We start from the raw sequence: 23,989 nt of genomic DNA, 5'->3' as shown, positions 1-23,989 counted from the left end.
GTCGCGTTGACCGAGCCCTCCGAGCCGATCCGGCTGCCTCTTGTCCTCGCGGAGCCGCGGGGACGCCAGAAGCCTCCCCGGCACCTCGCGGACCTCGCGCCGGACGAGCGCAAGGCGCACCTGGTCGACCTCGGCCTGCCGGGCTTCCGCGCCAAGCAGCTGAGCACGCACTACTTCGCCCGTCTGGTCGACGACCCGGCGGCGATGACGGACCTACCGGCCGCGCAGCGCGAGGAGCTCGTCGCCGCGCTGCTGCCCGACCTGATGACGCCGATCCGCACCCTCGAGGCCGATCGCGGCACCACCCGCAAGACCCTCTGGCGCCTCTTCGACGGCGCCCTCGTCGAGTCGGTGCTGATGCGCTATCCCGGCCGGGTCACGATGTGCGTCTCCAGCCAGGCCGGGTGCGGGATGGCGTGCCCGTTCTGCGCGACCGGCCAGGGCGGTCTCCAGCGCAACATGTCGACGGCCGAGATCGTCGAGCAGGTCGTCGCCGGTGCTCGCTCGCTGGCGCGCGACGAGGTGGCCGGCGGTCCGGGCCGGGTCTCCAACGTGGTGTTCATGGGCATGGGGGAGCCGCTGGCCAACTACAAGGCGGTGCTCGGCGCCGTACGCCGGCTGACCGACCCTGCCCCCGACGGCCTCGGCATGTCCGCACGCGGCATCACCGTCTCCACCGTCGGCCTGGTGCCGCGGATCCGGCAGCTCGCCGACGAGGGCATCCCCGTCACGCTGGCTCTCAGCCTGCACGCGCCCGACGACGAGCTGCGCAACGAGCTGGTGCCGATCAACACCAAGTTCTCCGTCGCCGAGACGGTCGAGGCCGCGTGGAGCTATGCGGAGAAGACCAAGCGCCGGGTCTCGATCGAGTACGCCATGATGCGCGGCATCAACGACCAGGGCTGGCGCGCCGACCTGCTCGGCGACGTGCTGAGGTCGTACGGCGACTGGGGCTGGGTCCACGTCAACCTGATCCCGCTCAACCCGACGCCGGGGTCGAAGTGGACGGCGTCCGACCCGGCCGACGAGCGTGAGTTCGTCCGGCGGCTCGAGGCCAAGGGCGTGCCGACCACCGTGCGCGACACCCGTGGCCGGGAGATCGACGGCGCGTGCGGGCAGCTCGCCGCGGCCCCCGACTGACGGCTAGGCCAGCGGGTTGTCGACGAGCAGCTCGGTGTTGCGGTCGAGGGGGGTGCCCGTCGAGGCCGCCAGGTTGTTCTGCGGGTCGTTGGCCGCGAGCTCGCGGCTCAGGCTGGCGAGGGCGAGCGTGTTGTTGAGGACGCCGGCGTAGCTCGGCGGCCCGGCGTGGTCGATGATCGTCGTGATGATCGACCAGGTGCCGTCGAGGTTGTCGGCGACCTCGATGACCCGCGCCTGCTGCGGGTAGTCGATGTGGGAGGCGGTGTTGATCTCCCAGAAGCCGCCGGCACCGCCGGGGCGCTGGTGGGCGGTGATCCGGTTGACGTGGGTGTGGCCGTTGACCCACGCGATCACGTGCGACTGGGTGAGCAGGTAGCTGACCACCTCGTCGCCGAGGACCCGCGGCAGTGCCGGGTCCCCTCCGGTGAGCACGAACGGGTTCGACATCGTGCCGCTCGTGTGGTGGCTGTAGACGATCACGGCCTTGCCGGTCGCCGCCTCGATCGTGGCCTTGAGCCAGGTGAACTGTGCGGGGTCGAGAGAGCCGTCGGCGTACCCGTTGGGGTTGACCGAGTCCATCACGACGTGGCGGATGCTGCCCTCGTCGAAGTAGTAGTACGCCGTGCCGTCCGCGCGGTTGGTCGCGGTGAAGCCGTGCCCGACGGGCAGTCCGGTCGTCGTGAAGTGCTCCTCGACCGTCTGCTTGCGGGTCAGGCTGCGCCGGTTCGGGTCCGGTGTGACCGCCCGGACGTACGGTGACACGACGAGGTCGCCGACCAGGCTGAGCGGGTCGAGGTTCTCGACCGCCTCCTTCACGTCCGTGTCGCTCACGCCGGCGGGCGGTGAGATCACCTTCAGCGGGCCCACCGCCATGGTCGACAGCTGCATGGTGTGCGGGAAGTTGCCCTGCACCAGGCCGTCGTGGTTGCCGAAGACGCTGTACCAGGGGATGTCGAGACCGGCGGCGGTGAACGGACGGCGGGAGGCGTTGAGGAGCCCGGCGACGGTCGGGAACCCGTGGTCGGTCTTGTACTGGTCGGGCTGCTTGCCCGCGGGCGTGGGGTGCGGGTGCCAGTAGTGGACGTCGTAGTACAGGGCGTTGTTGTCCATGACGCCCTCGTAGGCCAGCGTGCTGCCGCTGTCGGGGCGAATGGTGCCGCCGTCGAGGACGTCGATGTACCAGCGGACCTCGTTGAACTGGCAGTTGTCGGAGTTGTCGCCGGTCTCGATGGTGAACGAGAAGGGCAGCTTGGTCACCGGCCCGCGCTTCTGAGCGTTCACGGCCTGGACCATGGCGTCCGCCACCTGCGCGGAGAGCATCTCCTGCGGCCGGTAGGAGGAGGAGAACAACCCGGGCGTCTCGTACCGGTCGACCCACTCCACCCGCGCCGGGGACTGGTCGTCGACGACGTGCATGTCGCTGAACTGGACGAACGCCTGGAGGCCGACCCGGCGAGTGACGCGCCCCGGCTGCGCCGCGATGCCGAGGTCGGTGCGCACGGTGCGGATCTCTCCAGGCCCGGCCACGATCTGCGAGTAGCCGAGCGCGTTCGGAGGCCCGGGCGCGAGCGTGCGGTTGAAGGTGGTGCGTGGGGTCACCGCGGCCTCGGCGAGCGATGGGCCGGCGACGATGCGCCCCGCGGCCGCCATCCCTCCCGCGATCGCACCGGCACGGAAAAGGTCGCGACGTGACAGCTTCACGGCGACTCCAACGATCGGGAGGTGATGTGGGTCACGCGCCCTACTGAAGCAGGCCGGCCGTTCATCCGCAGGACATTGCGGGATCGTGTCTGTTTGCCCGTTCGTTGGCCGCTCCTCCCTAGCGTCAGCGCCATGAGAGTCCTCGTCGTCAGCGAGTCGTTCCTCCCGCAGATCAACGGCGTGACGAACTCGGTGCGCCGGGTGCTGGAGCACCTGTCCGCCGAGGGCCACCAGGCCGAGCTGGTCGCGCCGACCGGCCCGGACGTGTACGCCGGCTTCCGGGTCCGCCGGGCCCGCGGCGCCAACCTCCCCTTCTACAAGGACTTCCGGATCGGCCTCGAGACCCGGCGTCGGCTGCGTGCGGTGATGCTGCGGTTCCGCCCCGACATCGTGCACATCGCGTCGCCGGCGACGCTCGGCTACCAGGCGGCGCGGGCCGCGAGCGAGCTCGGGATCCCCACCGTTGCGATCTACCAGACCGACCTGGTCGGCTTCGCCGAGCGGTACGACGTCCCGGGCGGCGCCCGCGCCGCAGCCGCCCTGACCCGCAAGATCCACTGCCAGGTCGACCGCACCCTCGCGCCGTCCACGGCCAGCCTCGCGCAGCTGGAGGAGCTCGGGATCCCCGGTCTGGCGCGGTGGGGTCGCGGCGTCGACCTCCAGGCGTTCCACCCCCGTCACCGCGACGAGGAGCTGCGCCGCCGGATCTCGCCGGAGGGCCGGATGCTCGTCGGGTACGTCGGCCGGCTTGCTGCCGAGAAGGAGCTCGAGCTCCTGACGCACATCGCGCACGACCCGCGCTTCGAGCTGGTGCTGGTCGGCGCCGGCCCCGAGGAGCAGCGGCTCCGCGGCCTGCTCCCGCGGGCGCACTTCCTGGGCCTGCTGCACGGCGACGACCTGAGCCGGGCCTACGCCTCGCTCGACGTGTTCGTGCACACCGGGCGGCACGAGACGTTCTGCCAGTCCGCGCAGGAGGCGCTCGCGTCCGCCGTACCGGTCGTGGCGCCGGCGCAGGGCGGTCCGGTCGACGTGGTCTGCGACGGCGTGACCGGGCTGCTGTACCCGCCGGGCGACGGGGCTGCCCTCGCGGCTGCCGTCGAGCGGCTGGTCGGCGACCGGGCCGTGCGGGAGCGGGTCCGTGCCGCCGCGATCCGGAGCGTCCAGGAGCGCTCGTGGCAGGCGATCAACGAGCAGCTGGTCGACCACTACCGCGCGGTGATCGACTCCCGGATCGAGCTCCGCGCGGTGAGCTAGCGCGCGGACCGTCGGGCGCGCAGGCGGCGGTCGAACACCAGGCGCTCACCGAGCTCTCAACCAGCGGCGGCGAACAGCGCGGCTGCCTCGTCGACCGTGTCGACCAGGTGGACGTGGGCCTCCATCGCACGGCCGCGGGCGAGCCCGGTCAGCAGTGGCCAGGCGGGCAGCGTCTCGGTCCAGTACCTCTTGCCGATGAGCACCATCGGCGCGACCTTGCCGTCGCCTGCGTAGAAGTTCTCGCAGGCGTCCTGGAAGATCTCCTGCACCGTGCCGGCGGCGCCCGGCAGGAACACGATCCCGGCGTCGCAGATCTGGAGCAGGATCGCCTCGCGCTGGGCGTTGCGGAAGTACTTGGCGATCGCCGTCGGGAACAGGTTCGACGGCTCGTGGCCGTAGTGCCACGTCGGCACGCCGAGGGTCGGGCTCGGATCGGGCCAGACGGAGCGGGCCCGGCGGGCGGCCGCGACCCAGTCGTCGACGGACGGGCGGAACGTCGGCGCCGTCGAGAGTACGGCGAGCGCCTCGTCGAGCGCGGAGTCCTCGGCGAGCGCGAGGGACGCCCCGAGGTTCGCCGCCTCCATCGCGCCGGGTCCGCCCCCCGTGGCGACGGTGTGCTCGGCGCCCAGCAGCCGTCCGAGACGGGCCGCGTCGGCGTACGCTTCGCTGCCGCGGAGCGCGGCGTGCCCGCCCATCACGCCCACCAGGTGGCGCGGGTCGCACCAGCGGCCGAGCGCCTGGTCGATGCCCTCGTCGTGCAGGGCACGGCTGAGGAGCGACCCGGGGGAGCGCTCCTCGAGCGACCACGCGTAGGCGCGGGCGTCGAGGGACTCGCGGTAGGGCGTCGCGTCGTACAGCTCGTCGGCGGTGTAGAGCCCGTCCCGCCCGGGGTCTGCCGGTGAGCTGTCGCGGACGACGACGATCCGCTCGGGGACCTCCCGGGTCAACGAGCGGCCCGCTGGGATCGCTCACGGGTGACGTCGGCCCACGGGCTCCACAGGAACCAGCGGGGGAGCGCCGATGCCAGCCGTGGGGGTCCGGCGACCTCGATCCGTCCCTCGCCCACCGCCTCCCGCCACGTGCGGTAGCCCGAGAACACCTCGGAGAAATCGGCAGTCGAGGCGGTGGCAACGAGGTCGACCTCGAACCCGGGGTGCTGGTGGCAGACCGAGACCTCGCCCCGGTCGAGCACCAGCCAGATCGTCTGGGGCGCCGGCGCGGTGTGCCGGAACTCGACCACCGTCCGCACGGGTGGCAGGGCCTCGGCGTTGACCCGACGGTGCATCCACCACATCAGCGTGGTCGGCGGCACGTCGTGCGGGCGGAGGTCGTCGAAGAGCCACTCGATCGCCCAGCGCCCGAGGCTGTCGATCACCCGGGTGAGGTCCTTGCCGGCCGGCGTGAGGTGGTACTCGCTGCCGCGGCCGGTCGGCGCCGGCCAGGTCTCCAGCACGCCCTTCTTCTCCAGGTGGCGCAGCCGCTGGACGAGCAGCGAGCGCGAGATGCCGGGCATCGCCCGCGCGATGTCGTTGAAGCGGGTGTTGCCGAGCACCAGCTCGCGGATGATCAACGGCGTCCAGCGGTCGGCGATGACCTCGGCCGCCATCTGGACGGGGCAGTAGTCGCCATAGTCGGGCATGGGATCAGGATGGCACCGTCGGGCGCCTCACGGTCCCGAATCAGGACCAGGGAGGTCACGATCGTGGACTAGTTGCGCGATCGGCGGCGGCGCAGATTGATCCCATGACCACTACTGCACCCCAGCCGATGATCCAGAACACCGAGCGGACGGCCCGCCCGGCCGAGCGCGCCGCGGCCATCGGCCCGGCCATCGCCGAGCAGGCTGCCCGCCACGACGCCGACGGCAGCTTCGTCACCGAGGCGTACGACGCCCTCCGCGACGCCGGCCTGCTGAAGGCCGGTGTCCCCACCGAGCTCGGCGGCGACGGCGCCACCGTCGCGGAGCTCACCGCGCTGCAGCGCGAGCTCGCGCACCACTGCGGCTCGACCGCGCTGGCCAGCTCCATGCACCAGCACGTCGTCGCCTTCACCGCCTGGCGCTACCGCCGCGGACTCCCCGGCGCCGAGGCGACGCTGCGGCGCGTCGCCGAGGAGGGGATCCTGCTGGTGTCCACCGGCGGCGGCGACTACACCCACCCGCGCGGCGAGGCGGTCAAGGTCGAGGGCGGCTACCGCGTCTCGGGTCACAAGCGGTTCGCGAGCCAGTCCGGCCATGTCAACGGGGGCACCGTGATGTCGACGATGTTCGTCTACGACGACCCCGATCAGGGCAAGCGGGTGCTCAACCTCGCCGTCCCGATCGCGGCGAAGGGCGTGACCGTCGCCGACAACTGGGACACGCTCGGCATGCGCGGCACCGCGAGCAACGACATCGTGGTCGAGGACGTCTTCGTGCCCGACGAGCGGGTCCTGGCCAACCGGCCGTACGGCGTGGTCGACCCGCCGCTGCAGGTCATCTCGGAGGTCGCGTTCCCGATCATCACCGGCGCGTACCTCGGCGTCGCCGAGGCGGCGTACGCCGCTGCCGTCGCCGCTGCGGCGCCCAAGGCCGACAGCCCGCTCGTGCAGCGCCAGATCGGCCGGATGCAGCACCGGCTGCGCGTCGCGTCGTGGGCCCTCGACGGTGCCCTGGCCGCCATCGGCGACGGTGTCGACGGCGATGTGACGCCCTCGCACGAGGCCTACCTCGCGGTGATGATGGCCAAGGCGGAGGTCGCCGAGGCCGGCATCGAGGTCTGTGACCTGGCGATGGACGTCGCCGGCGGCCCGGCCTTCTTCAAGGGGTCGGTGATCGAGCGGGCCTACCGCGACATCCGCGCGGTCAAGTTCCACCCGCTGACCCCCGAGGCGACGCTGGTCGAGACCGGACGGCACGAGCTCGGCCGCACCGGACTGCTCGCCTGACCGGCCTGGTCAGAACGCGTGGGCCATGAGGTCGCCGAACAGGTCCTGGGCGTCGATTTCCAGCCCGCGCCGGGTGAACCACCCGCACACGTTCGTGCAGTCCCGGAGCAGGAAGTCGAAGCCCGCGGCGTTGCCGACGAGGTCGACCACCTGCGGCAGGTCGATGATCACCAGCCGGTCGCCCGCCGCCAGGATGTTGTAGGGCGACAGGTCGCCGTGCACCAGACCGGCCTGCACCAGGGTGGCGAGGGCGTCCCGCAGCTGCTCGAAGTACGACGCGAGCAGCTGCCTGTCGGGGCGGGTCTGCGCGAGCCTGGGTGCGGTCTCGCCGTCGACGGTGATCCACTCCATGAGCAGCTCCGTGCCGTCGATCTGGACCGGGTAGGGGACGGGGAGGCCGAGGTCCCAGCAGCGCACGAGCGCGGACCACTCCGAGACAGCCCACTCGCCGGCGGCGACCTCGCGGCCGAAGGTGCTCTTGCGCTTGATCGCGCGCTCGTCGCGCGACCGCTTCATGCTGCGGCCCTCGGTGTAGGACGCGGACCGGTGGAACGTCCGGTGCTCCGGCGCGCGGTAGCGCTTCGCCGCCATCACCACCGACTGGTCGGGGTACAGCGGGTCGGCCCGCTCCAGCAGGAAGACGTCGGCCTCCTTGCCGGTCTTGAGGATGCCGAGCTCGGTGTCGATCGCGCCCTGCGAGGTGACCACCCAGTCGGGGCGGGGCTCAGGGCCGCGGCTGAGCGGCTCGATGCTCAGCCAGGTCGACCAGCGCTGACCGTCCGCGAGGTTCTCGTCGTACGCGACGAAGTCGAAGACGAAGCCGGGGTCGATGGGGTCGTTCGGCTCGGCGTCAGCCGAGGTGGAGGGGAACTCCAGGTGCATGGTGGTTGCTCCGGGTCGAGAGGGGGAGTTGGTCTGCGGACAGGCCAAGGACAGTCGTGGACATGTCACTGCTCCTCTCGTCTCGGACCGGCGCCACTCGCAGGTCGCACCGTCATCGTCGTTGGGGCCGGTGGCGGGGCGCAATGCATTTATCGGTCCGGGTTAGGTTGTCTGCGTGCTGCGTCGACCTCGGATCGCTCCGTTCCTCGCTGTCGCCCTCGTCGGCGCCCTGGCCACTGGATCGGCCGCAGCGCCGGCCGCCGCCCCGCAGGTCCCCGATCCGTACTACCCGGCCGACGGCAACGCCGGGTACGACGTGCGCCACTACGACATCCACGACCGCTACCGGTTCGGCGACCGGCACCTCAAGGGCGTCACGACGGTCCGGCTGGTGCCGTCGGAGGAGCTGACCACCTTCAACCTCGACCTGCTGCTCAAGGTCGACGCTGTCCGGGTCGACGGCGTCGTGGCGGACTTCGAGAAGGCCAACCTCCACGAGCTCGCGATCACCCCGGTCACGCCACTCGCGGCGGGGGAGCCGGTCGACGTACGGGTCCGCTACCACGGGTTCCCGGCATCGCTCGAGTGGCCCGTGCCGCACGGCGAGCGCAACTGGCTCGCCAACGACCACGAGGTCGTGACCATGAACGAGCCGCACATCGCTGCCTGGTGGTTCCCCAGCAACGACCACCCGAGCGACAAGGCCCGGTTCGACATCCGGATCACCACGGGCCAGGGCCGGAAGGTGGTCAGCAACGGCGTTCTCAAGGGCCGCACCGTGCACGGCCGGACGGCGACCACGCACTGGCGGATGACCGACCCGATGACGACGTACCTCGCCTTTTTCGCGGCCGGCGACTTCAGGACCGAGCGTGGCCGGGCCCACGGGCAGCGCTACTACAACGCTGTGTCCACACGCCTCCCTGCCACGGAGGAGGCCTACGCCCTCGACATGCTGCGCCGGTCCGCCCGGATCACCGCCTGGCTGGAGCGCGAGCTCGGTGACTACCCGTTCGCGACCACCGGCGGGCTGGTGACGAGCATCGACCTCAACTTCGCGCTGGAGAACCAGAGCCGGCCGACGTACCCGTCGTGGATCTATCCGTCGGTCGTCGTCCACGAGCTCGCCCACCAGTGGTTCGGCGACTCCGTGTCCGTCGCCCGCTGGCAGGACATCTGGCTGAACGAGGGCTTCGCGACCTACATGGAGCGCCGCTACGCCGAGGCGCAGGGCAGGCAGACGACCAACCGCTGGCTGCACGTCACCTACCGCTACCTCCCCGACGACGACCCGTTCTGGAACCTGGACATCTCCGATCCCGGTCCGCAACGGCTGTTCGACGGCGCGGTGTACGACCGCGGGGCCATGACGCTCGCCGCTCTCCGCAACCGGATCGGGAAGGCCGACTTCCGCCAGCTGCTGCGGCGCTGGGTCACGGTGCACCGGGACGCCAACGCCACGTCGGAGCAGTTCGAGACGATGGCGGAGGACGTCTCGGGCGAGAACCTCGACGCGTTCTTCGAGGCGTGGCTGCGTGCCGACAACGCACCTCCGAACACCGCCGCGTACGGTCTCTGACCGCGCGCCTCCCGCGCGACCTGCGCGACTGCTGATACCAATGTGACGACGTATGCCCGCCTGCCTCGGACGGAGATTCCCCAGATGGACGCCAAGAAGCTGATCGCTGTCGTGGTCGTCGTCTTTCTCGGGTTCTGGATGCTCCAGGACCCCACCGGCCTCGCCGACACCGCGAAGAGCGCTGGTGGCGAGGGCTGGAGCGTGACCGAGAAGGTCTTCACCGGCGTCATCGACTTCGTCGGCGCGCTGTGAAGGCATCGACGACAGGCTGAGTCGGTGGGCTTCTTCGCCTGGGTCGGCGACCCTAAGATCGGCAAGCACCTCCTCCGTGAGGAGGGCGAGGTCGTCGTCGACGAGGTCTGCCACCACTGGGTCGCCTACGTCCGGCCGGGGATCGAGACGCTCGGTGCCGTGCTGCTGCTCGTGGCGTCCCCGTTCGTGAACGTCAACGTGGCGTGGTTGTTCCTCGTCGTCGCGTTCCTTCTGCTGCTCCACGCCGCGTGGTGCGCGGTCCGCGAGATCCGCGACCGCTTCGTCATCACCAACATGCGGGTGTTCCGGGTACACGGCGTGCTCTCGCAGCACCTGGCCACGATGCCGCTCAGCCGGATCCTCGACATCTCGGTGAAGAAGCCGCTGCACGGCCGGCTGCTGGGTTTCGGGCACTTCTGCTTCGAGTCGGCGGCGCAGGAGCAGGGCCTGCGCGACATCAAGTACGTCGGACGTCCGGACGAGCGCGACCTCTCCATCCAGCGCGTCGTCCAGCGGTCCGGTCTGCGTGGCCCTCGGGTGCCGAACTAGGAGGAGAGCAGTGCTTCCGTTCGATCCGATCGACGAGGCGGCCCGGCAGTGGGGGCGGCGGTGGGGTGCCGTGTCCGCGATGCACGCGGTGACGTCGCTGATGCGCGTCCAGCAGCTGGTGCTCGCGCGTCTCGACTCCCTGCTCCGGCCGCACGGGCTGAGCTTCGCGGGCTACGAGGCGCTGGTGCTGCTCGTCTTCTCGTCGCGCGGCTCACTCCCGCTCGGGAAGATGGGGGAGCGGCTGCAGGTGCACCCGACCTCGGTCACGTCGATCGTCCGGCGACTGGAGTCGCGGGGGCTGATCCGCCGGCTTCCCCACCCTGACGACGGCCGGGCGGTGCTCGCCGAGATCACCCCGGCCGGCCGTGAGCTGGTCGAGCTGGCCACCGCCGACCTGGTCGACGCCGGCTTCGCGCTCGACGGCATCGACGAGACCCAGATGAGCGAGCTGTCCGAGCTGCTGCGTCCGGTCCGGGCCGCGGCAGGGGACTTCGAGGCCGGTCCCTAGACTCTGCTGCATGACGCAGCAGCCGTTCATGGGACGTGGAGCCATCGACCTGTCGGCCCTGAAGCGCCCCGCGCCCCAGCAGGCCCCCGGTGCCCCGTCGGCGGAGGGCGGTGGCGGTATGGCCGGCGCGGCCGGGTCGTCGTACGCCGTCGCCGTCGACGACCAGAACTTCCAGTCCGTCCTCCAGGCGTCGACCACTGCGCCCGTCGTGCTGGTGTTCCACTCGCCGTCGCAGGCACCGGACAGCAGCCAGATGGCAGAGGACGTCGCCGACCTCGTCGGTCAGTACGACGGCCGCTTCCTCGCCGGGCTCATCGACGTCGACGCGTCGCCGCAGATCGCCCAGGTGATCGCGCAGGCGAGCCAGATGCCGCAGCTGCCGGTGCCGTTGCTCATGGTGTTCCTCGACGGTCGGCCGGCGATCCAGCCGATTCCTGGGCTGGTCTCCCGCGAGGAGCTGAGCACGCTCTTCAACCAGCTCGGCCAGCAGCTCACCGCGCAGGGCATCACCGGCCGGCACCAGCCCCTCGCCGGCGGGCCTGCCGAGGATGACGCCGACGAGGAGCCCGGTCCCGACCCGCGCTACGCGCCGGCGGAGGACGCGTTGGCCGCCGGCGACATCGACCTCGCAGTCGGCGAGTTCCAAAAGCTCGTCGACGCCAACCCCGCCGACGCCGAGGCCGCCGCCGGTCTCGCGATGGCGAAGATCCTGCAGCGGACGCAGGGCGTCGACCTCAACCAGGCCCGCGCCGCGGCCGCGGCGGCCCCCGACGACGTCGACGCGCAGATCATGGTCGCCGACCTCGACCTCCTGGGCGGCCACGTCGAGGACGCCTTCGCGCGCCTGGTCGAGCTGGTTCGCCGTACCTCCGACAAGGACCGCGACCGCGCGCGGGAGCACCTCGTCAGCCTGTTCGCCGCCGTCGGCAACGAGGACCCGCGGGTGCTCAAGGGCCGTCAGGCACTGGCATCGGCCCTGTTCTGAGCGGGCCCGAGGTGGGGTTCGCGCACGGGGCGGGCTTCCTGTTCCGTGGCCTGAAGATGTGGCGGCAGCGCCCGGCGCTGATGCTGCTCGGGATCGTGCCGGCGCTCGTCGTGCTGATCCTGCTGCTCGGGCTCTTCGTCACCGTCGTGCTCCTCGCCGACGACCTGATCGGGTGGGCGACGCCGTTCGCCGACGACTGGTCGGCGCTGTGGCGGGGCGTGCTGCGGATCGGGCTCTACCTCGCGGTGATCATCGGCTCGCTGTTCCTGTCGATGATCACGTTCACCGGTCTCACCCTCGCCGTCGGCGACCCCTTCTACGAGAAGATCTGGAAGGAGACCGAGCTGATGCTCGGTGGGGACGTCCCCGCCAGGGGCGTCGGTTGGTGGCGCGGCGCTCTCGACGGACTCGGCCTGGTCGCGCTCGGCCTGGCCACGACGGTGCTGGTGTTCGTGATCGGCCTGGTCCCGGTGATCGGTCCGATCGTCGGGCCCATCCTCGGCGTGATGATCGCCGGACGGTTGCTCGCCGGCGAGCTGGTCTCGCGGGCGCTCGAGGCCCGCGGCATGAACCGCGCCGCCCAGAAGGCCCTGCTCGCCGACCACCACCCCACGATGCTGGGCTTCGGTGCCGTGGTGCAGCTGTGCTTCCTGATCCCGTTCGGCGCCGTGCTGATGATGCCCGCTGCCGTGGTGGGTTCCACCATGCTCGCGCGCGAGGTGCTGGACGCCGCCGGAATCGGCGGTTGTGTGCCTGAGACCCCTGCTGGCTGACCAAACCGTGCTGGGCGCACGGTTGTGACGCTTAATGGCTCGCGGTCGGCGTCACAACGGGACCTGCTGCACGGTTGTGTCAGTGATAGCCCGGGAAGTGCGGGCGCCAGGCATCGGAGAGCCGGGTTGGTACGCCGGGTTCGCCCCGCTCCCGAAGCACCCGCTGCACCTTGAGCAGGGTCCGTTCCGGGTAGGCATGGACGCCCTTGGCGGTCACGACGAGGATCCTGGCCCGTGTGTCGTCGATCTCCTCGCGACGCTCGAGGTCAGACTCCCAGTTCTGCTCCCGCTCGATGTGCTGGCGGCCGTCGTACTCGACGAGGGTGCGCGACTTCTCGTACCAGAGGTCATAGCGGCGCACCGGGTGGCCGTACTCGTCACGGATGACGAGGTTGACCTTCGGCTCGGGCAGGCCGGCGAGAACGATCAGCATCCGGAGCCGGGTCTCCATCGGGGAGTCCACGCCTTCGCGGACGTAGCGAGCCGCATCCAGGGCACACTGGGCGCCCGGAAGAGTGCTGTCGCGGCAGAACCGGATCAGCTTTTCGGGGGTGACCTTCCCCTTCCGGACCAGGTTGTCGCCGACGATGACGAGGTCGACGAGTGAGAGGGTCTCGGCCAGCTCGACGAACGTCTGGGCGTAGTCGGAGACGCGGATCCCGCGCACCCTGCGCACCAGGCCGGTCTTCGCCACGTGGCAGCGGATGCCGCTGCGGGTGCGTCGGTGATCGGGATCCAGGACGGTGACGTGCTCGTCGGGCAGGGTCGGGATCGGGAGCCGGTGGACCCGGGCGGCCGATGCGTGGCTCGCGTAGGCACTCGCGTGGAACGGCACCAGTGCAGCCTCGACCCGGAGCTCGGGCGTCGGCGGCACGGACGTGTCGACGAGCACACCGCGGAAGATCCTGCGGAACCCGGACCCGCGCAGCAGCTTCGGGTCGATGCCAGCGGCAATCGCGTCCGCGCGGCTGAACGGTCGACGGGTGTCGAACGGTGACGATGGGTCGGGCATGACGGGAGCCTGCGCACGACTGGACCGACGCGAAACGGGGTGGGGCCGGTATCCACAGGCCCGTCGGCCATCACATTCGTGCGCGGTGCACGGTTGCGACGACGTCCCGCCCTCACTTGTGGTCACAGCCGTGCAGCACGCACGGTTGTGACGCGTCAGCCAGACCCAGCCGCCCGGAGCGCGTCGAGCACGGCGGCGACAGCGGGGGAGTCGGCCATCGTGCGCCGGTGCAGGGCGTCGACGAGCCGGGTCGGCACCGGGTCGGTGACCGCGACCGCGACGACCTCCGGGCCGAGCGGTGCCCGGCCGAGGCGCGGGACGAGTGCGACGCCGAGGCCGGCCGCGACCAGCGCGAGGTGCGACTCGAACTCCATCGAGACGTGGGCGATGCGCGGCGGGCGGCCGGTGCCGTCGTACATCCGGTGCAGCCACTGGCGGCAGATCGTGCCCTCGGGGGTGGCGATCCAGTCGACGTCGAGCAGGTCGCGAGGGGAGACCCTCGCCCGCCCGGCCAGTGGGTGGTCGCGCGGCACGATGAGGTCGGCGACGTCGTCGGCGACCCGGGTGGACGCGACATGGTCGGGTACGGCGAACGCGACCCCGCCCCACCGGTGCACGATGCCGACCTCGCACTGACCGGCCGCCACCAGGTCGACCGCGTCCCAGGGCTCGCGCTCGTCGAGCGTCAGTCGGAGGTCGGGGTGTGCGTCGAGCAGGCTTCGTGCCACCGGCGCGACGAGCCCGCGCATGGCCGTCGAGAACGCCACCAGCCGGACCGAGCCGGTCACGACGTCCGCCCGGTGCTGCAGCTCGGCCTCCAGCCGCTCGAGGTCGGCGAGGACCTGCTCCCCGGCGTCGACGAGGTGGCGGCCGTGACTGGTGAGCATCACGCCGCGGCCCACCCGCTCCAGCAGCGGTACGCCGACCTGCCGCTCCAGGCGCTTCACCTGCTGGGACACGGCGCTCGGCGTGAACCCGGTCGCCTCTGCGGCGGCGATCACCGAGCCGTGCGTCGCGACCGCGCGGAGACCGGTGAGCGCGGCCAGATCGATCATGCAGGGATGCTACATGAACAGCGCCACAAGTATTCGCTGGTGCTTCACGGTCGTGGCGGGGACGATCGAGCCTGTGAGCCGCCGTGACTGCCTCCTCGCCGCCCTCGTCGCCGGGCTGTGGGGCTTCAACTTCGTCGTCATCGAGTGGGGCATGGGCGACGTGCCGCCACTGCTCTTCCTCGCGATGCGGTTCCTCGTCGTGCTCCTCCCGGCGATCCTGCTGGTTCCGCGACCGGACACTCCGTGGCGGACGATCCTGGCGGTCGGCGTCTTCATGTCGCTCGGCCAGTTCGGTCTCCTCTACAGCGCGATGGCGGCGGGGATGCCGGCCGGGCTCGCCGGGCTGGTGCTCCAGGCGCAGGTGGTGCTGACGATCCTGATCGCCGCCACCGTGCTGCGGGAGCGACCCACCCGCGGCCAGGTCGTCGGCGTCGGGCTGGGTGCCGTCGGGCTGCTGGTCGTCGCGCTGGGACGCGGCGGTCAGGTCCCGCTGCTCGCGCTCGGCCTGTGCCTGCTCGCCGCCCTCGCCTGGGCGATCGGCAACGTGGTCTCCCGGGCGTCCGGCGTCAGGGGAGGGCTCCCGCTCACGGTGTGGTCGGCGCTCGTCGTACCCCTGCCGCTCGCGCTGCTCTCGCTCGCGCTCGACGGCCCGGATGCCTTCTCGGTCGCAGTGAGTGCCTTCGGCTGGCAGGCCGCGGTCTCGACGCTCTACACGGCTGGGCTCGCGTCCCTGGTCGGCTACGGCATCTTCAACGGTCTGCTGTCGCGCAACCCGTCGGCGGCGGTGGTGCCGTGGATCCTGCTGGTGCCGCCGGTCGCGATCGGATCGGCCTGGCTGCTGCTCGACGAGCAGCCGACGGCCGCCGAGCTGGCCGGGGGAGCGGTACTGGTCCTCGGGGTCCTGGTCGCGCTGCGACCTGCCAGGAGAGGGTCGCTAGCGACCGGACTCGGTGTAGGCGGGGCCGCCGTCCAGGTTCGCGAGGGCGGCGCGGATCCGGCGGGCGCTGAAGTCGGCGGCCCGCTCGTCCACCTCGGCGAGGGTGCAGAACTCCGCGGTCCGGATCTCCCGCGCCTGCGGGACGATCTGGTCGACGATCGACGCGTCGTGGGCGCCGCCGTCGAAGACCAGGCACAGGGCGTCGTCCCAGCCGCCCCACGGGGGTAGCCAGTCGGTGAGGACCAGCGGACCGGCCTTGAGGTCGAGCCCGAGCTCCTCCTCGACCTCGCGCGCGACGGCCAGCTGCGGGGACTCGCCGACCTCGACCACCCCGCCCGGCAGGTCCCAGTCGGTCTTGTAGGTCAGCTGGCACAGCAGCACCCGCGGCTCGTCCGACGTGTCCCGGACCAGCATCTGGCTGATCGCGCGCTTGCGGGGCAGGAACGAGTTGAGCAGAGCACGGAACCCACCCGGCTCGTGCACCGGTACGTCGTCGACCAGGCGGGCGTACACGACGAGGTCACCACCGACCCGCCGCTGCACGCCCTCGCGGCGCAGCCCGGACCAGGTGGCGATCCGCTGGCCCTGGTCGTCGTCGACCGGCACCAGCGCCTCGACCCGGTCGTGGTCGACCAGCGCAGCGGCCACGTCACGCCGTACGACGTCGACCGCGGCCTGCCAGCCGCGCTCGGTCAGCTCAGGGGACCATTGGATCCGGGCCACCCGGTCGGACACGGTCGCGAAATGCGGGTTGGGCTGGTCAGGCACAGGTTCACCTTAGCCAGCCATGGTTTCGAGGCTCGGCGCCAGTGCGCCGAGCACCTCAACCAGCGGCGGCCGGGGCGCGCAGCCACAGGGTGGCGAGCGGCGGCAGCGTGAGTACGGCGTACGCGGGGCTGCCGCCGGGCGACCGGGACTCCAGGTCCGTGGCCGGCTCGGCGGTCACGACCCCGAGGTTGCCGACCCCGGAACCGCCGTAGAGTTCAGCATCGGTGTTGAGCAGCTCGGTCCACGCGCCCACGGCAGGCAGCCCGAGCCGGTAGAAGCCGTGGGACGTGTTGGCGAAGTTCGTCACGCAGACCAGGTCCGGCTCGCCGTCGGCACGGCGGACGAAGGAGAACGTGTTGTGGCCGGCGTCGTTCGCATCGATCCAGGCGAACCCCTCGGGGTCGTTGTCCTGGCGCCAGAGGGCGGGCACCTCGGTGTAGCGCCGGTTGAGGTCGCGCACCATGTTCTGCATCCCGGCGTGGGCGGGGTCGGCCAACTGCCACCAGTCGAGCTCGCGGGACTCCGCCCACTCCGACATCTGGGCGAACTCGGTGCCCATGAAGACCAGCTGCTTGCCCGGGTGGGCCCACATGTAGGCGAGGTAGGCCCGCAGGTTGGCGAGCTGCTGCCACGCGTCGCCCGGCATCTTCCGGGGGAGCGAGCCCTTGCCGTGCACGACCTCGTCGTGGCTCAGCGGCAGCACGTAGTTCTCGGAGTAGGCGTAGACGAGCGCGAAGGTGAGCTCGCCGTGGTGGTAGGCGCGATGGATGGGGTCACGCTTGAGGTAGCCGAGCGAGTCGTGCATCCACCCCATGTTCCACTTGAAGCCGAACCCGAGCCCGCCGCCTGAAGTGGCGGCAGTGACGCCGGGCCAGGAGGTGGACTCCTCGGCGATCGTCACCACGCCGGGCACCCGCTTGTAGACGGTGGCGTTCAGCTCCTGCAGGAACTGCACCGCCTCGAGGTTCTCGTGGCCGCCGTACTGGTTGGGCGTCCACTCACCGGGGTTGCGGGCGTAGTCGAGGTAGAGCATCGAGGCGACCCCGTCGACGCGCAGGCCGTCGGCGTGGAACTCCTCGAGCCAGTAGAGCGCGTTGGCGAAGAGGAAGTTGCGGACCTCGCGGCGCCCGAAGTCGAAGATGTGCGATCCCCACTCGGGGTGCCAGCCGCGCTGGGGATCGGGGTGCTCGTAGAGGGGCGTGCCGTCGAAGCGCACCAGCGCCCACTCGTCGGTCGCGAAGTGGCCCGGCACCCAGTCGAGGATCACGCCGACCCCGGCCTGGTGCAGCGCGTCGACGAGCCGGCGGAAGCCGTCGGGGTCGCCGAACCGCGCGTCCGGGGCGAAGTACGACGTCACGTGGTAGCCCCAGGACCCGCCGAACGGGTGCTGCATCACGGGCATCAGCTCGACGTGGGTGAACCCGAGGTCGGCGAGGTACGCCGGTAGGTCGGCTGCCAGCTCGTCGTACGTCCAGAAGCTGCCGTCCGGATGCCGCTTCCACGACCCGAGGTGCATCTCGTACGCCGACATCGGCTCGTTGACGGCCAGCCTCTGGCTGCGCTCGGCGAGCCACGCGTCGTCCTGCCAGACGTGCTGCGACGAGAACACCCGGGACCCGGTCGCCGGCGGCGCCTCCGCCCACGACGCGAGCGGGTCGGACTTCTGGCGCCAGATGCCGTCGGCGCCGTGGACGAGGTACTGGTAGAACGCGCCGTCTCCCACACCGGGGACGAACGCGGTCCAGATCCCGCCCGACGGCGCGGGCTGCATCGGGTGGGCGTTGCCGTCCCAGCCGTTGAAGTCGCCGACGACGCTCACCGAGCGGGCGTTGGGTGCCCACACCGCGAACGACGTACCGCCCTTCTTGACGTGCGCGCCGAGCACCTGCCACAGCTGCTCGTGCCGGCCCTCGCCGATCAGGTGCAGGTCGAGCTCACCGAGGGCGGCGGTTGCCTGGGGGTCGCGGGGGCTCATGGCGTCCCCACTCTCGCCACGGCTGCGAGTGGGATCGGCAGCCACGAGGGACGGTTGCGGGCCTCGTAGACACATTCGTAGACGGTCTTGTCGGCGACGTACGCCGCCACCAGCACTCCTTCCTCGGGGGACAGCACCGTGTCCGACTCGGTGGACGGATCCGCGGCGTAGGCCGACAGGAACGCCGCCTTGTTGCGTGCGGCCCACTCCTCGGCCCGGTGCTCGCGTTGCAGGACGACGTCGGGGTCGTCCTCCGGGAGGGACCTGGCCATCGCGTGCGGCGCGTAGTCGAAGGAGCGCAGCATGCCGGCGACGTCGCGCCACGGGCTGTCCGGGAGCAAGCGCTCGGACAGGGGCTTCGCCGGCTCGCCCTCGAAGTCGACCAGCTTCCAGCCCTTGATGGTGCGCAGCGTCTGGCCCAGGTGGAGGTCGCCGTGGATCCGCTGGACGGGGAGCTTGCCGAGCCCGGCGAGCGCGGCATAGGCGCCGCGGAGGCGGTCGGCGTGCTCGCCGAGCTCCGGTACGACGTCGATCGCGCTGGCCAGCCGCTCGTCCATCTGATCGGCGACCAGGCCGGCGTCGACGGTGTCGACGCCGAACGCATCCCGCAGCTGGTCGTGGACCTCGGCCAACGCCGTCCCCAGCCGGGCGGCCTCCGAGGCGAAGTCGCCGCCGACCTCGTCGGCGTGGAGGTCGGCCTCGGAGAACAGGTCGCGGACGCTGACGAGCGCGATCTCCCAGCCGTCGCTGGCGGTGCGGAGGAACTGCTGGAGCATCGCCAGGTGGAGCGGCTGTCCGTCGTCCGTGGTGGCCTCGATCCACCCGTAGAGGTCGGCGACGTGCGTCGATCCGGCCTCGGTGAGCGCCCGGAGGGTGGTGATGTCGGGGTTCTCGCCGGGCGTGACCTTGCGGAAGACCTTGAGCACCGAGTCCTCGCCGAAGAGGACCGAGGAGTTCGACTGCTCGCCGCTGTACAGCGCCGGGATCGCCTCCAGGTCGAGCTCGTGCCCGGACAGGCGGACGAAGCTCAGCGGCCCGTCGTCGGCTGCCGCGAAGGCATGGAGGAACAGCGTCATCGCGTCCCGGTCGTGGACGGCGTCGTAGGCGTGCACCCAGCCGTGCTCGGGGTCCTCCCACCAGCCGACGAACGCGTTGTCGAGGCGGGTCTCGGGGTCGGTCGCGAGCACGAGTGGCAGCTGGTAGAGCTCCGTCGTGCCGTCGTCGTAGGTCAGCTCGACCACATCGACCACGACCGGAGGCTGGTCGCGATCCGCCACCGTGCCGAGGCGGCGTACGTCGGAGACCGTGAAGTCTCGTCCCTTCCCGCCGAACCATCGCGCGTCGCGGACGTAGGAGTGGAGGGACTCGGTCCTGGTGGACATGCTGCTAGATCACCATCTCGTTGGTGTCGGGGTCGCTGAGCCGGAACCAGTAGAAGCCGTGGCCGCTCAGGGTGAGCAGGTAGGGCAGCTCGCCGATCGCCGGGAAGGGGACGCCGCCGAGCATCTCGACCGGGACCCGCCCCTCGTAGCGGCGCAGGTCGAGCTCCACCGGCTGGGGGAAGCGGGAGAGGTTGTTGACGCACATGATCACGTCGCCCTCACCGGTCTCGGGGTCGACGTGCTCGCGGACGTACGACAGCACGGTCGGGTTGGACCCGCCGAGGTCGGTGAAGTCGCCCAGCCCGAAGGCGGGGTGCTTGCGCCGCGCGTGGATCATCCTGCGGGTCCAGTGCAGCAGGGACGAGGCGTTCTCGAGCTGAGCTTCGACATTGACGCTCTGGTACCCGTAGACGGGGTCCTGGATAACGGGGAGGTGCAACTTGCCCGGGGTTGCTGCGGAGAAGCCGGCGTTGCGGTCGGGCGTCCACTGCATCGGCGTACGGACCGCGTCGCGGTCGCCGAGCCAGATGTTGTCGCCCATGCCGATCTCGTCGCCGTAGTAGAGGACCGGCGATCCCGGCAGGGACAGCAGGAGCGCGGTGAAGAGCTCGATCTGGTTGGTGTCGTTCTCCAGCAGCGTCGCGAGCCGGCGCCGGATCCCGATGTTGGCCTTCATCCGGGGGTCCTTGGCGTACTCGCCCCACATGTAGTCGCGGTCCTCGTCGGTGACCATCTCCAGGGTCAGCTCGTCGTGGTTGCGCAGGAAGATGCCCCACTGGCAGCCGTCGGGGATCTCCGGGGTAGCGGCCATGATCTCGGAGATCGGGTAGCGCGACTCCCGTCGTACGGCCATGAAGATCCGCGGCATGACCGGGAAGTGGAAGGCCATGTGGCACTCGTCGCCACCGACCTTCGGGTCGCCGAAGTACTCCACCACGTCGTCGGGCCACTGGTTGGCCTCGCAGAGCAGGACCGTGCCGGGGTACTTCTCGTCGACGAACCTGCGGACCGCCTTCAGCGCCTCGTGGGTCTCGGGCAGGTTCTCGCCATTGGTGCCCGGCCGCTCGTAGAGGTAGGGCACGGCGTCCAGCCGGAAGCCGTCGAGGCCCATCGAGAGCCAGAAGTCCATCGCGTCCAGCATCGCCTCGAGCACCTTCGGGTTGTCGAAGTTGAGGTCCGGCTGGTGATGGAAGAAGCGGTGCCAGAAGTACTGGCCGCGCACCGGGTCCCAGGTCCAGTTGGAGGGCTCGGTGTCGACGAAGATGATCCGCGCCTCCTCGTAGAGCTCGTCGGTGTCGGACCAGACGTAGAAGTCGCCGTACGGGCCGTCGGGATCGGCGCGCGAGGCCAGGAACCACGGGTGCTGGTCGCTGGTGTGGTTCATGACGAAGTCGATGATCACGCGGATGCCGCGCTTGTGGGCCTCGTCGAGGAAGTGGTGGAAGTCCTCGACGGTCCCGGCCTCGGGGAGGATGTCGTTGTAGTCGGCGACGTCGTACCCGCCGTCGCGCAGCGGCGACGTGAAGAACGGTGGCACCCACAGGCAGTCGACACCGAGCCAGGCCAGGTAGTCGAGCTTCTCCGTCAGGCCACGGAAGTCGCCGGTGCCGTCCGCATTGGAGTCGCGGAACGAGCGCACCAGGACCTCGTAGAAGACTGCGGTGCGGAACCACTCCGGGTTGTCGCCGATCGAGATCTCCTGGGTCACGGAACCAGCCTCACCGTCAGCACGTGCGCAGGCTCCTCGTGGGGATCGAGGCGTACGTAGTTGTCGGCACTCCAGTGCCAGTCGTTGCCGGTGAGCTCGTCGTGGACAGGGATCGTGGCATCGGCTTCGAGGCCGAGCGCGGCGAGGTCGAGATGCACCATGGCGTCCCGGACCGCATGCGGGTCGAGGTTGATCACGACGATCACCCTGTCAGCGCCAGCGGTCTTGCTGAAGCAGACGATGCCGTCGTCGTCGGTGGGATGGATCACCAGGTTGCGGAGCAGCTGGAGAGCCGGGTGTGTACGCCGCAGCTCGTTGAGCTTGGTGAGGTACGGCGCGAGCGACCGCCCCTCGGCCTCGGCAGCCTCCCAGTCGCGGATCCGCACCTGGTACTTCTCCGAGTCGAGGTACTCCTCGCTGCCCGGCCGGACCGCGACGTGCTCGAACAGCTCGTAGCCGGCGTAGACGCCCCAGCTCGGGGAGCCCATCGCCGCGAGCACGGCCCGGATCTTGAACGCGGCGGGTCCGCCGTACTGGAGGAACTCGTGGAGGATGTCGGGGGTGTTGACGAAGAAGTTCGGCCGGATCCGGTGGGCGGACTCGTCGGCCACCTCGCGCAGATAGTCCTCGACCTCGCCCTTGGCGGTGCGCCAGGTGAAGTAGGTGTAGCTCTGGTGGAAGCCGATGGCGCCGAGGGTCTGCAGCATCGGGGGCTTCGTGAACGCCTCGGACAGGAAGAGCACGTCGGGGTCGCTCTGGCGGACCTCGGCCAGGAGCCACTGCCAGAACGCGACCGGCTTGGTGTGGGGGTTGTCGACGCGGAAGATCCGGACGCCGTGCGCCATCCAGTGCCGGACGACGCGGAGCACCTCCTGTGCGAGGCCCTCCGGGTCGTTGTCGAAGTTGAGCGGGTAGATGTCCTGGTACTTCTTCGGCGGGTTCTCGGCGTACGCGATGGTGCCGTCGGCGCGGGTCGTGAACCACTCCGGGTTGCTGGAGACCCAGGGATGGTCGGGCGCACACTGCAGCGCGAGGTCGAGCGCGACCTCCAGGCCGAGGGTGTTGGCGTGCGTCACGAACGCGTCGAAGTCGGCCAAGGTGCCGAGGTCGGGATGGACGGCGTCGTGGCCGCCGTGCCGGCTGCCGATCGCCCACGGCGATCCCGGCCAATCAAGGGGAGCCGGGCCGGGGCCTGAGAGCACAGTGTTGTTGGGACCCTTGCGGTTGACCTCGCCGATCGGGTGGATCGGCGGCAGGTAGATGACGTCGAAGCCCATCGCCGCGACGGCGTCGAGCCGCTTGGCCGCCGTGGCGAAGGTGCCGCTGACGACAGCGCCCGTCTTGGGGTTGCGGAAGGCGCCCTCGGACCGCGGGAAGAACTCGTACCAGCTGCTGTACAGCGCGCGCTGCCGGTCGGCGTACGCCGGGTAGGGGCCGTCGACGGTGACCAGCTCGCGCAGCGGGTGCGCCAGGAGTACGTCGGACAGCTCGGGCGACTCGAGCTGCGCGAGCCGGGCCTCGACCGGGCGGGTCGTGTCCTGCGCCGCCTCGATCGCGCCGCGGAGGACGGCGACCTCCGGTGGCGTCAGCTGGCTCGCGGCGTGCGAGCCGCCTCCGGCCAGGACCCGCTCGAAGAGCAGCCGGCCCTCCGTGAACATCAGCTCGACATCGACGCCGGCGCGGATCTTGATGCCGGCGTCGTGCTGCCAGGTGGCGACCGGGTCGGACCAGGCGTGGATCTCGAACAGCCACGGGCCGGGCCGGTCCGGTGTCACCCACGCGCGGTAGCGATCGACGGTGTGCCGGTCGGTCGCCGGCCCCGACCTCAGGCGGACCGGTGGCCTTCGTACGCCATCGGGGTCGATGAGCACGACCTCGGCGCCGAGCAGGTCGTGGCCCTCCCGGAAGACGGTCGCCGAGACCGGAAAGGGCTCACCGACCGTGGCCTTCGCCGGAAGTCGGCCATTGTCGACCAGGGGCATCACGTCGATCACTGGGATGCGTCCGACCATGTCACCCACCCAACCATTTACCTGGTGAGGGTGCGAGGGCAGCCGCTGGTTGAGGCGCCACGATCGCGCCGGCCGCCGCTGGTTGAGGTGCGACGAGTGCAGCGAGGAGCCTCGGTCGGCTACCGGCGCGCTCAACGGCACGGGCTCCGCCCGCGCCGCCGCTGGCGCGGCCGCCTTGAGGCGAAAGAATCACCAAGAACCCGCAAGGGGTGGTTCCAATTCGAACAGATGTTCGATAGGATGAGGGCATGTCCTCCACCCCAGCGCTGACGGCGGCCACCGCCGTCCAGGCTGCCGCGCGCTCGCCGACGCGGACTGGGATGGCCTGGATGGTCCGGACGCGTTGGCGACCGTCGTTGAGCTGGGCCGGTTGAAGGCGGTCGTGGACGGCGCCCTGGTCGCGGTCGCTGAGCGGCTGGAGGAGACCGGTGCCGCGGACGCGGCGGGGTGGGCCTCGACCAAGGATGAGGTTCCCCCCGGACCGTAGAGGCATCGACAATGAGGATCGAGATGCCAGAGAAGCGGAAGAAGTACGACCGGGAGTTCCGTGAGGGAGCTGTCCGGATCGTCGAAGAGACCAACAAGCCGATCG

Annotated in this window: 21 protein-coding genes and 1 pseudogene; 11 read left to right on the top strand and 11 right to left on the bottom strand. The window is 70.7% G+C overall.

Annotated features, from left to right (window positions below):
* Positions 1-6: 6 nt before the first annotated feature.
* A complete protein-coding gene (gene rlmN / locus D0Z08_RS05740; RefSeq protein ID WP_118923589.1) occupies positions 7-1,140 on the top strand; it encodes a dual-specificity RNA methyltransferase RlmN in 1,134 nt (377 codons plus the stop codon).
* Between the two features lie 3 nt (positions 1,141-1,143).
* Here rlmN and D0Z08_RS05735 read toward each other — a convergent pair whose 3' ends face one another.
* Positions 1,144-2,841, bottom strand: coding sequence for a TIGR03767 family metallophosphoesterase (locus D0Z08_RS05735; RefSeq protein WP_220454075.1), 1,698 nt, complete (start codon positions 2,839-2,841; stop codon positions 1,144-1,146).
* Positions 2,842-2,973: 132 nt separating this feature from the next.
* On the opposite strand from D0Z08_RS05735, the gene D0Z08_RS05730 reads away from it, so the two are divergent.
* Positions 2,974-4,095 carry a glycosyltransferase family 4 protein gene (locus tag D0Z08_RS05730; RefSeq protein WP_118923587.1) on the top strand — a complete coding sequence of 374 codons (1,122 nt, stop codon included), beginning with the start codon at positions 2,974-2,976 and terminating at the stop codon, positions 4,093-4,095.
* A 56-nt stretch (positions 4,096-4,151) separates the two neighbouring features.
* Here the strand turns inward: D0Z08_RS05730 and D0Z08_RS05725 are convergent, their stop codons facing one another.
* Together D0Z08_RS05725 and D0Z08_RS05720 are read right to left on the bottom strand one after the other, a co-directional pair.
* Entirely contained in the window at positions 4,152-5,042 is an 891-nt protein-coding gene (locus D0Z08_RS05725; protein WP_220454074.1) for an LOG family protein, read from the bottom strand.
* On the bottom strand, positions 5,039-5,734 hold the full coding sequence (locus D0Z08_RS05720) for a winged helix-turn-helix transcriptional regulator (protein WP_118923583.1): 696 nt from the start codon (positions 5,732-5,734) through the stop codon (positions 5,039-5,041). The genes D0Z08_RS05725 and D0Z08_RS05720 overlap by 4 nt, the downstream gene beginning before the upstream one ends.
* Positions 5,735-5,838: 104 nt before the next feature.
* On the opposite strand from D0Z08_RS05720, the gene D0Z08_RS05715 reads away from it, so the two are divergent.
* Positions 5,839-7,020 carry an acyl-CoA dehydrogenase family protein gene (locus D0Z08_RS05715; RefSeq protein ID WP_220454073.1) on the top strand — a complete coding sequence of 394 codons (1,182 nt, stop codon included), beginning with the start codon at positions 5,839-5,841 and terminating at the stop codon, positions 7,018-7,020.
* Positions 7,021-7,029: 9 nt separating this feature from the next.
* On the opposite strand, the gene D0Z08_RS05710 is transcribed toward D0Z08_RS05715, so the two are convergent.
* Complete coding sequence (locus D0Z08_RS05710; RefSeq protein ID WP_118923579.1) at positions 7,030-7,902, bottom strand: serine protein kinase RIO; 873 nt, start codon at positions 7,900-7,902, stop codon at positions 7,030-7,032.
* Between the two features lie 175 nt (positions 7,903-8,077).
* Between D0Z08_RS05710 and D0Z08_RS05705 the strand changes: the two genes are divergently transcribed.
* The 6 genes from D0Z08_RS05705 (at position 8,078) to D0Z08_RS05685 (ending at position 12,548) form a co-directional block, all read left to right on the top strand.
* Positions 8,078-9,481: a M1 family metallopeptidase gene (locus tag D0Z08_RS05705; RefSeq protein ID WP_118923577.1), complete on the top strand. Its 1,404-nt coding sequence runs from the start codon at positions 8,078-8,080 to the stop codon at positions 9,479-9,481.
* An 84-nt stretch (positions 9,482-9,565) separates the two neighbouring features.
* Positions 9,566-9,733 (top strand): hypothetical protein, encoded by a 168-nt coding sequence (locus tag D0Z08_RS31945; RefSeq protein WP_182481179.1) that lies wholly within the window; start codon positions 9,566-9,568, stop codon positions 9,731-9,733.
* A 24-nt stretch (positions 9,734-9,757) separates the two neighbouring features.
* The gene (locus D0Z08_RS05700) at positions 9,758-10,282 is read left to right on the top strand and encodes a PH domain-containing protein (RefSeq protein WP_118923575.1); all 525 of its coding nucleotides are present in this window, start codon (positions 9,758-9,760) and stop codon (positions 10,280-10,282) included.
* A 10-nt stretch (positions 10,283-10,292) separates the two neighbouring features.
* A complete protein-coding gene (locus tag D0Z08_RS05695) occupies positions 10,293-10,790 on the top strand; it encodes a MarR family winged helix-turn-helix transcriptional regulator (protein ID WP_245993687.1) in 498 nt (165 codons plus the stop codon).
* A 10-nt stretch (positions 10,791-10,800) separates the two neighbouring features.
* Positions 10,801-11,775 carry a co-chaperone YbbN gene (locus D0Z08_RS05690; protein WP_118923573.1) on the top strand — a complete coding sequence of 325 codons (975 nt, stop codon included), beginning with the start codon at positions 10,801-10,803 and terminating at the stop codon, positions 11,773-11,775.
* Between the two features lie 11 nt (positions 11,776-11,786).
* On the top strand, positions 11,787-12,548 hold the full coding sequence (locus tag D0Z08_RS05685; RefSeq protein ID WP_118923571.1) for an EI24 domain-containing protein: 762 nt from the start codon (positions 11,787-11,789) through the stop codon (positions 12,546-12,548).
* Between the two features lie 79 nt (positions 12,549-12,627).
* Here D0Z08_RS05685 and D0Z08_RS05680 read toward each other — a convergent pair whose 3' ends face one another.
* Positions 12,628-13,560 (bottom strand): hypothetical protein, encoded by a 933-nt coding sequence (locus tag D0Z08_RS05680; RefSeq protein ID WP_118923569.1) that lies wholly within the window; start codon positions 13,558-13,560, stop codon positions 12,628-12,630.
* A 155-nt stretch (positions 13,561-13,715) separates the two neighbouring features.
* Positions 13,716-14,615, bottom strand: a complete 900-nt coding sequence (locus D0Z08_RS05675) for a LysR family transcriptional regulator (protein ID WP_118923567.1) — start codon at positions 14,613-14,615, stop codon at positions 13,716-13,718.
* Here D0Z08_RS05675 and D0Z08_RS05670 point away from each other — a divergent pair.
* Positions 14,614-15,516 (top strand): annotated as a pseudogene (locus D0Z08_RS05670) (EamA family transporter); the annotation flags it as partial. The gene D0Z08_RS05675 and the pseudogene D0Z08_RS05670 sit on opposite strands and share 2 nt — an antisense overlap.
* A gap of 33 nt (positions 15,517-15,549) precedes the next feature.
* Here the strand turns inward: D0Z08_RS05670 and D0Z08_RS32585 are convergent.
* The 5 genes from D0Z08_RS32585 to D0Z08_RS05645 are packed head-to-tail and all read right to left on the bottom strand — an operon-like array spanning position 15,550 to position 23,397.
* The gene (locus tag D0Z08_RS32585) at positions 15,550-16,320 is read right to left on the bottom strand and encodes an NUDIX domain-containing protein (protein ID WP_118923563.1); all 771 of its coding nucleotides are present in this window, start codon (positions 16,318-16,320) and stop codon (positions 15,550-15,552) included.
* 55 nt (positions 16,321-16,375) lie between these two features.
* Positions 16,376-18,295, bottom strand: coding sequence for a 1,4-alpha-glucan branching protein GlgB (gene glgB, locus D0Z08_RS05660; protein ID WP_245993685.1), 1,920 nt, complete (start codon positions 18,293-18,295; stop codon positions 16,376-16,378).
* Positions 18,292-19,677, bottom strand: coding sequence for a maltokinase N-terminal cap-like domain-containing protein (locus tag D0Z08_RS05655; RefSeq protein WP_118923559.1), 1,386 nt, complete (start codon positions 19,675-19,677; stop codon positions 18,292-18,294). The genes glgB and D0Z08_RS05655 overlap by 4 nt, the downstream gene beginning before the upstream one ends.
* Positions 19,678-19,681: 4 nt before the next feature.
* Positions 19,682-21,385: a maltose alpha-D-glucosyltransferase gene (gene treS, locus D0Z08_RS05650; protein ID WP_245993684.1), complete on the bottom strand. Its 1,704-nt coding sequence runs from the start codon at positions 21,383-21,385 to the stop codon at positions 19,682-19,684.
* Positions 21,382-23,397, bottom strand: a complete 2,016-nt coding sequence (locus D0Z08_RS05645; RefSeq protein WP_118923556.1) for an alpha-1,4-glucan--maltose-1-phosphate maltosyltransferase — start codon at positions 23,395-23,397, stop codon at positions 21,382-21,384. Before D0Z08_RS05645 ends, treS begins: the two co-directional genes overlap by 4 nt.
* Before the next feature lie 343 nt (positions 23,398-23,740).
* Between D0Z08_RS05645 and D0Z08_RS31940 the strand changes: the two genes are divergently transcribed.
* Entirely contained in the window at positions 23,741-23,884 is a 144-nt protein-coding gene (locus tag D0Z08_RS31940; protein ID WP_182481178.1) for a hypothetical protein, read from the top strand.
* Positions 23,885-23,989 lie beyond the last annotated feature (105 nt).

The sequence above is a fragment of the Nocardioides immobilis genome (assembly GCF_003515065.1).
Lineage (GTDB): Bacteria > Actinomycetota > Actinomycetes > Propionibacteriales > Nocardioidaceae > Nocardioides > Nocardioides immobilis.
The sequence above is the reverse complement of the archived record's forward strand: the minus strand, read 5'-3'. Positions and strand labels throughout refer to the sequence as shown.

Excerpts from the sequence above, each read along its gene's own strand:
- D0Z08_RS05690 (WP_118923573.1), top strand. The coding sequence starts at position 10,801 with ATGACGCAGCAGCCGTTCATGGGACGTGGAGCCATCGACCTGTCGGCC.
- D0Z08_RS05715 (WP_220454073.1), top strand. The coding sequence starts at position 5,839 with ATGACCACTACTGCACCCCAGCCGATGATCCAGAACACCGAGCGGACG.
- D0Z08_RS05680 (WP_118923569.1), bottom strand. The coding sequence starts at position 13,560 with ATGCCCGACCCATCGTCACCGTTCGACACCCGTCGACCGTTCAGCCGC.
- D0Z08_RS05710 (WP_118923579.1), bottom strand. The coding sequence starts at position 7,902 with ATGCACCTGGAGTTCCCCTCCACCTCGGCTGACGCCGAGCCGAACGAC.
- D0Z08_RS05675 (WP_118923567.1), bottom strand. The coding sequence starts at position 14,615 with ATGATCGATCTGGCCGCGCTCACCGGTCTCCGCGCGGTCGCGACGCAC.
- D0Z08_RS05645 (WP_118923556.1), bottom strand. The coding sequence starts at position 23,397 with ATGGTCGGACGCATCCCAGTGATCGACGTGATGCCCCTGGTCGACAAT.
- glgB (WP_245993685.1), bottom strand. The coding sequence starts at position 18,295 with ATGAGCCCCCGCGACCCCCAGGCAACCGCCGCCCTCGGTGAGCTCGAC.
- D0Z08_RS05655 (WP_118923559.1), bottom strand. The coding sequence starts at position 19,677 with ATGTCCACCAGGACCGAGTCCCTCCACTCCTACGTCCGCGACGCGCGA.
- D0Z08_RS05720 (WP_118923583.1), bottom strand. The coding sequence starts at position 5,734 with ATGCCCGACTATGGCGACTACTGCCCCGTCCAGATGGCGGCCGAGGTC.
- D0Z08_RS31945 (WP_182481179.1), top strand. The coding sequence starts at position 9,566 with ATGGACGCCAAGAAGCTGATCGCTGTCGTGGTCGTCGTCTTTCTCGGG.
- D0Z08_RS05730 (WP_118923587.1), top strand. The coding sequence starts at position 2,974 with ATGAGAGTCCTCGTCGTCAGCGAGTCGTTCCTCCCGCAGATCAACGGC.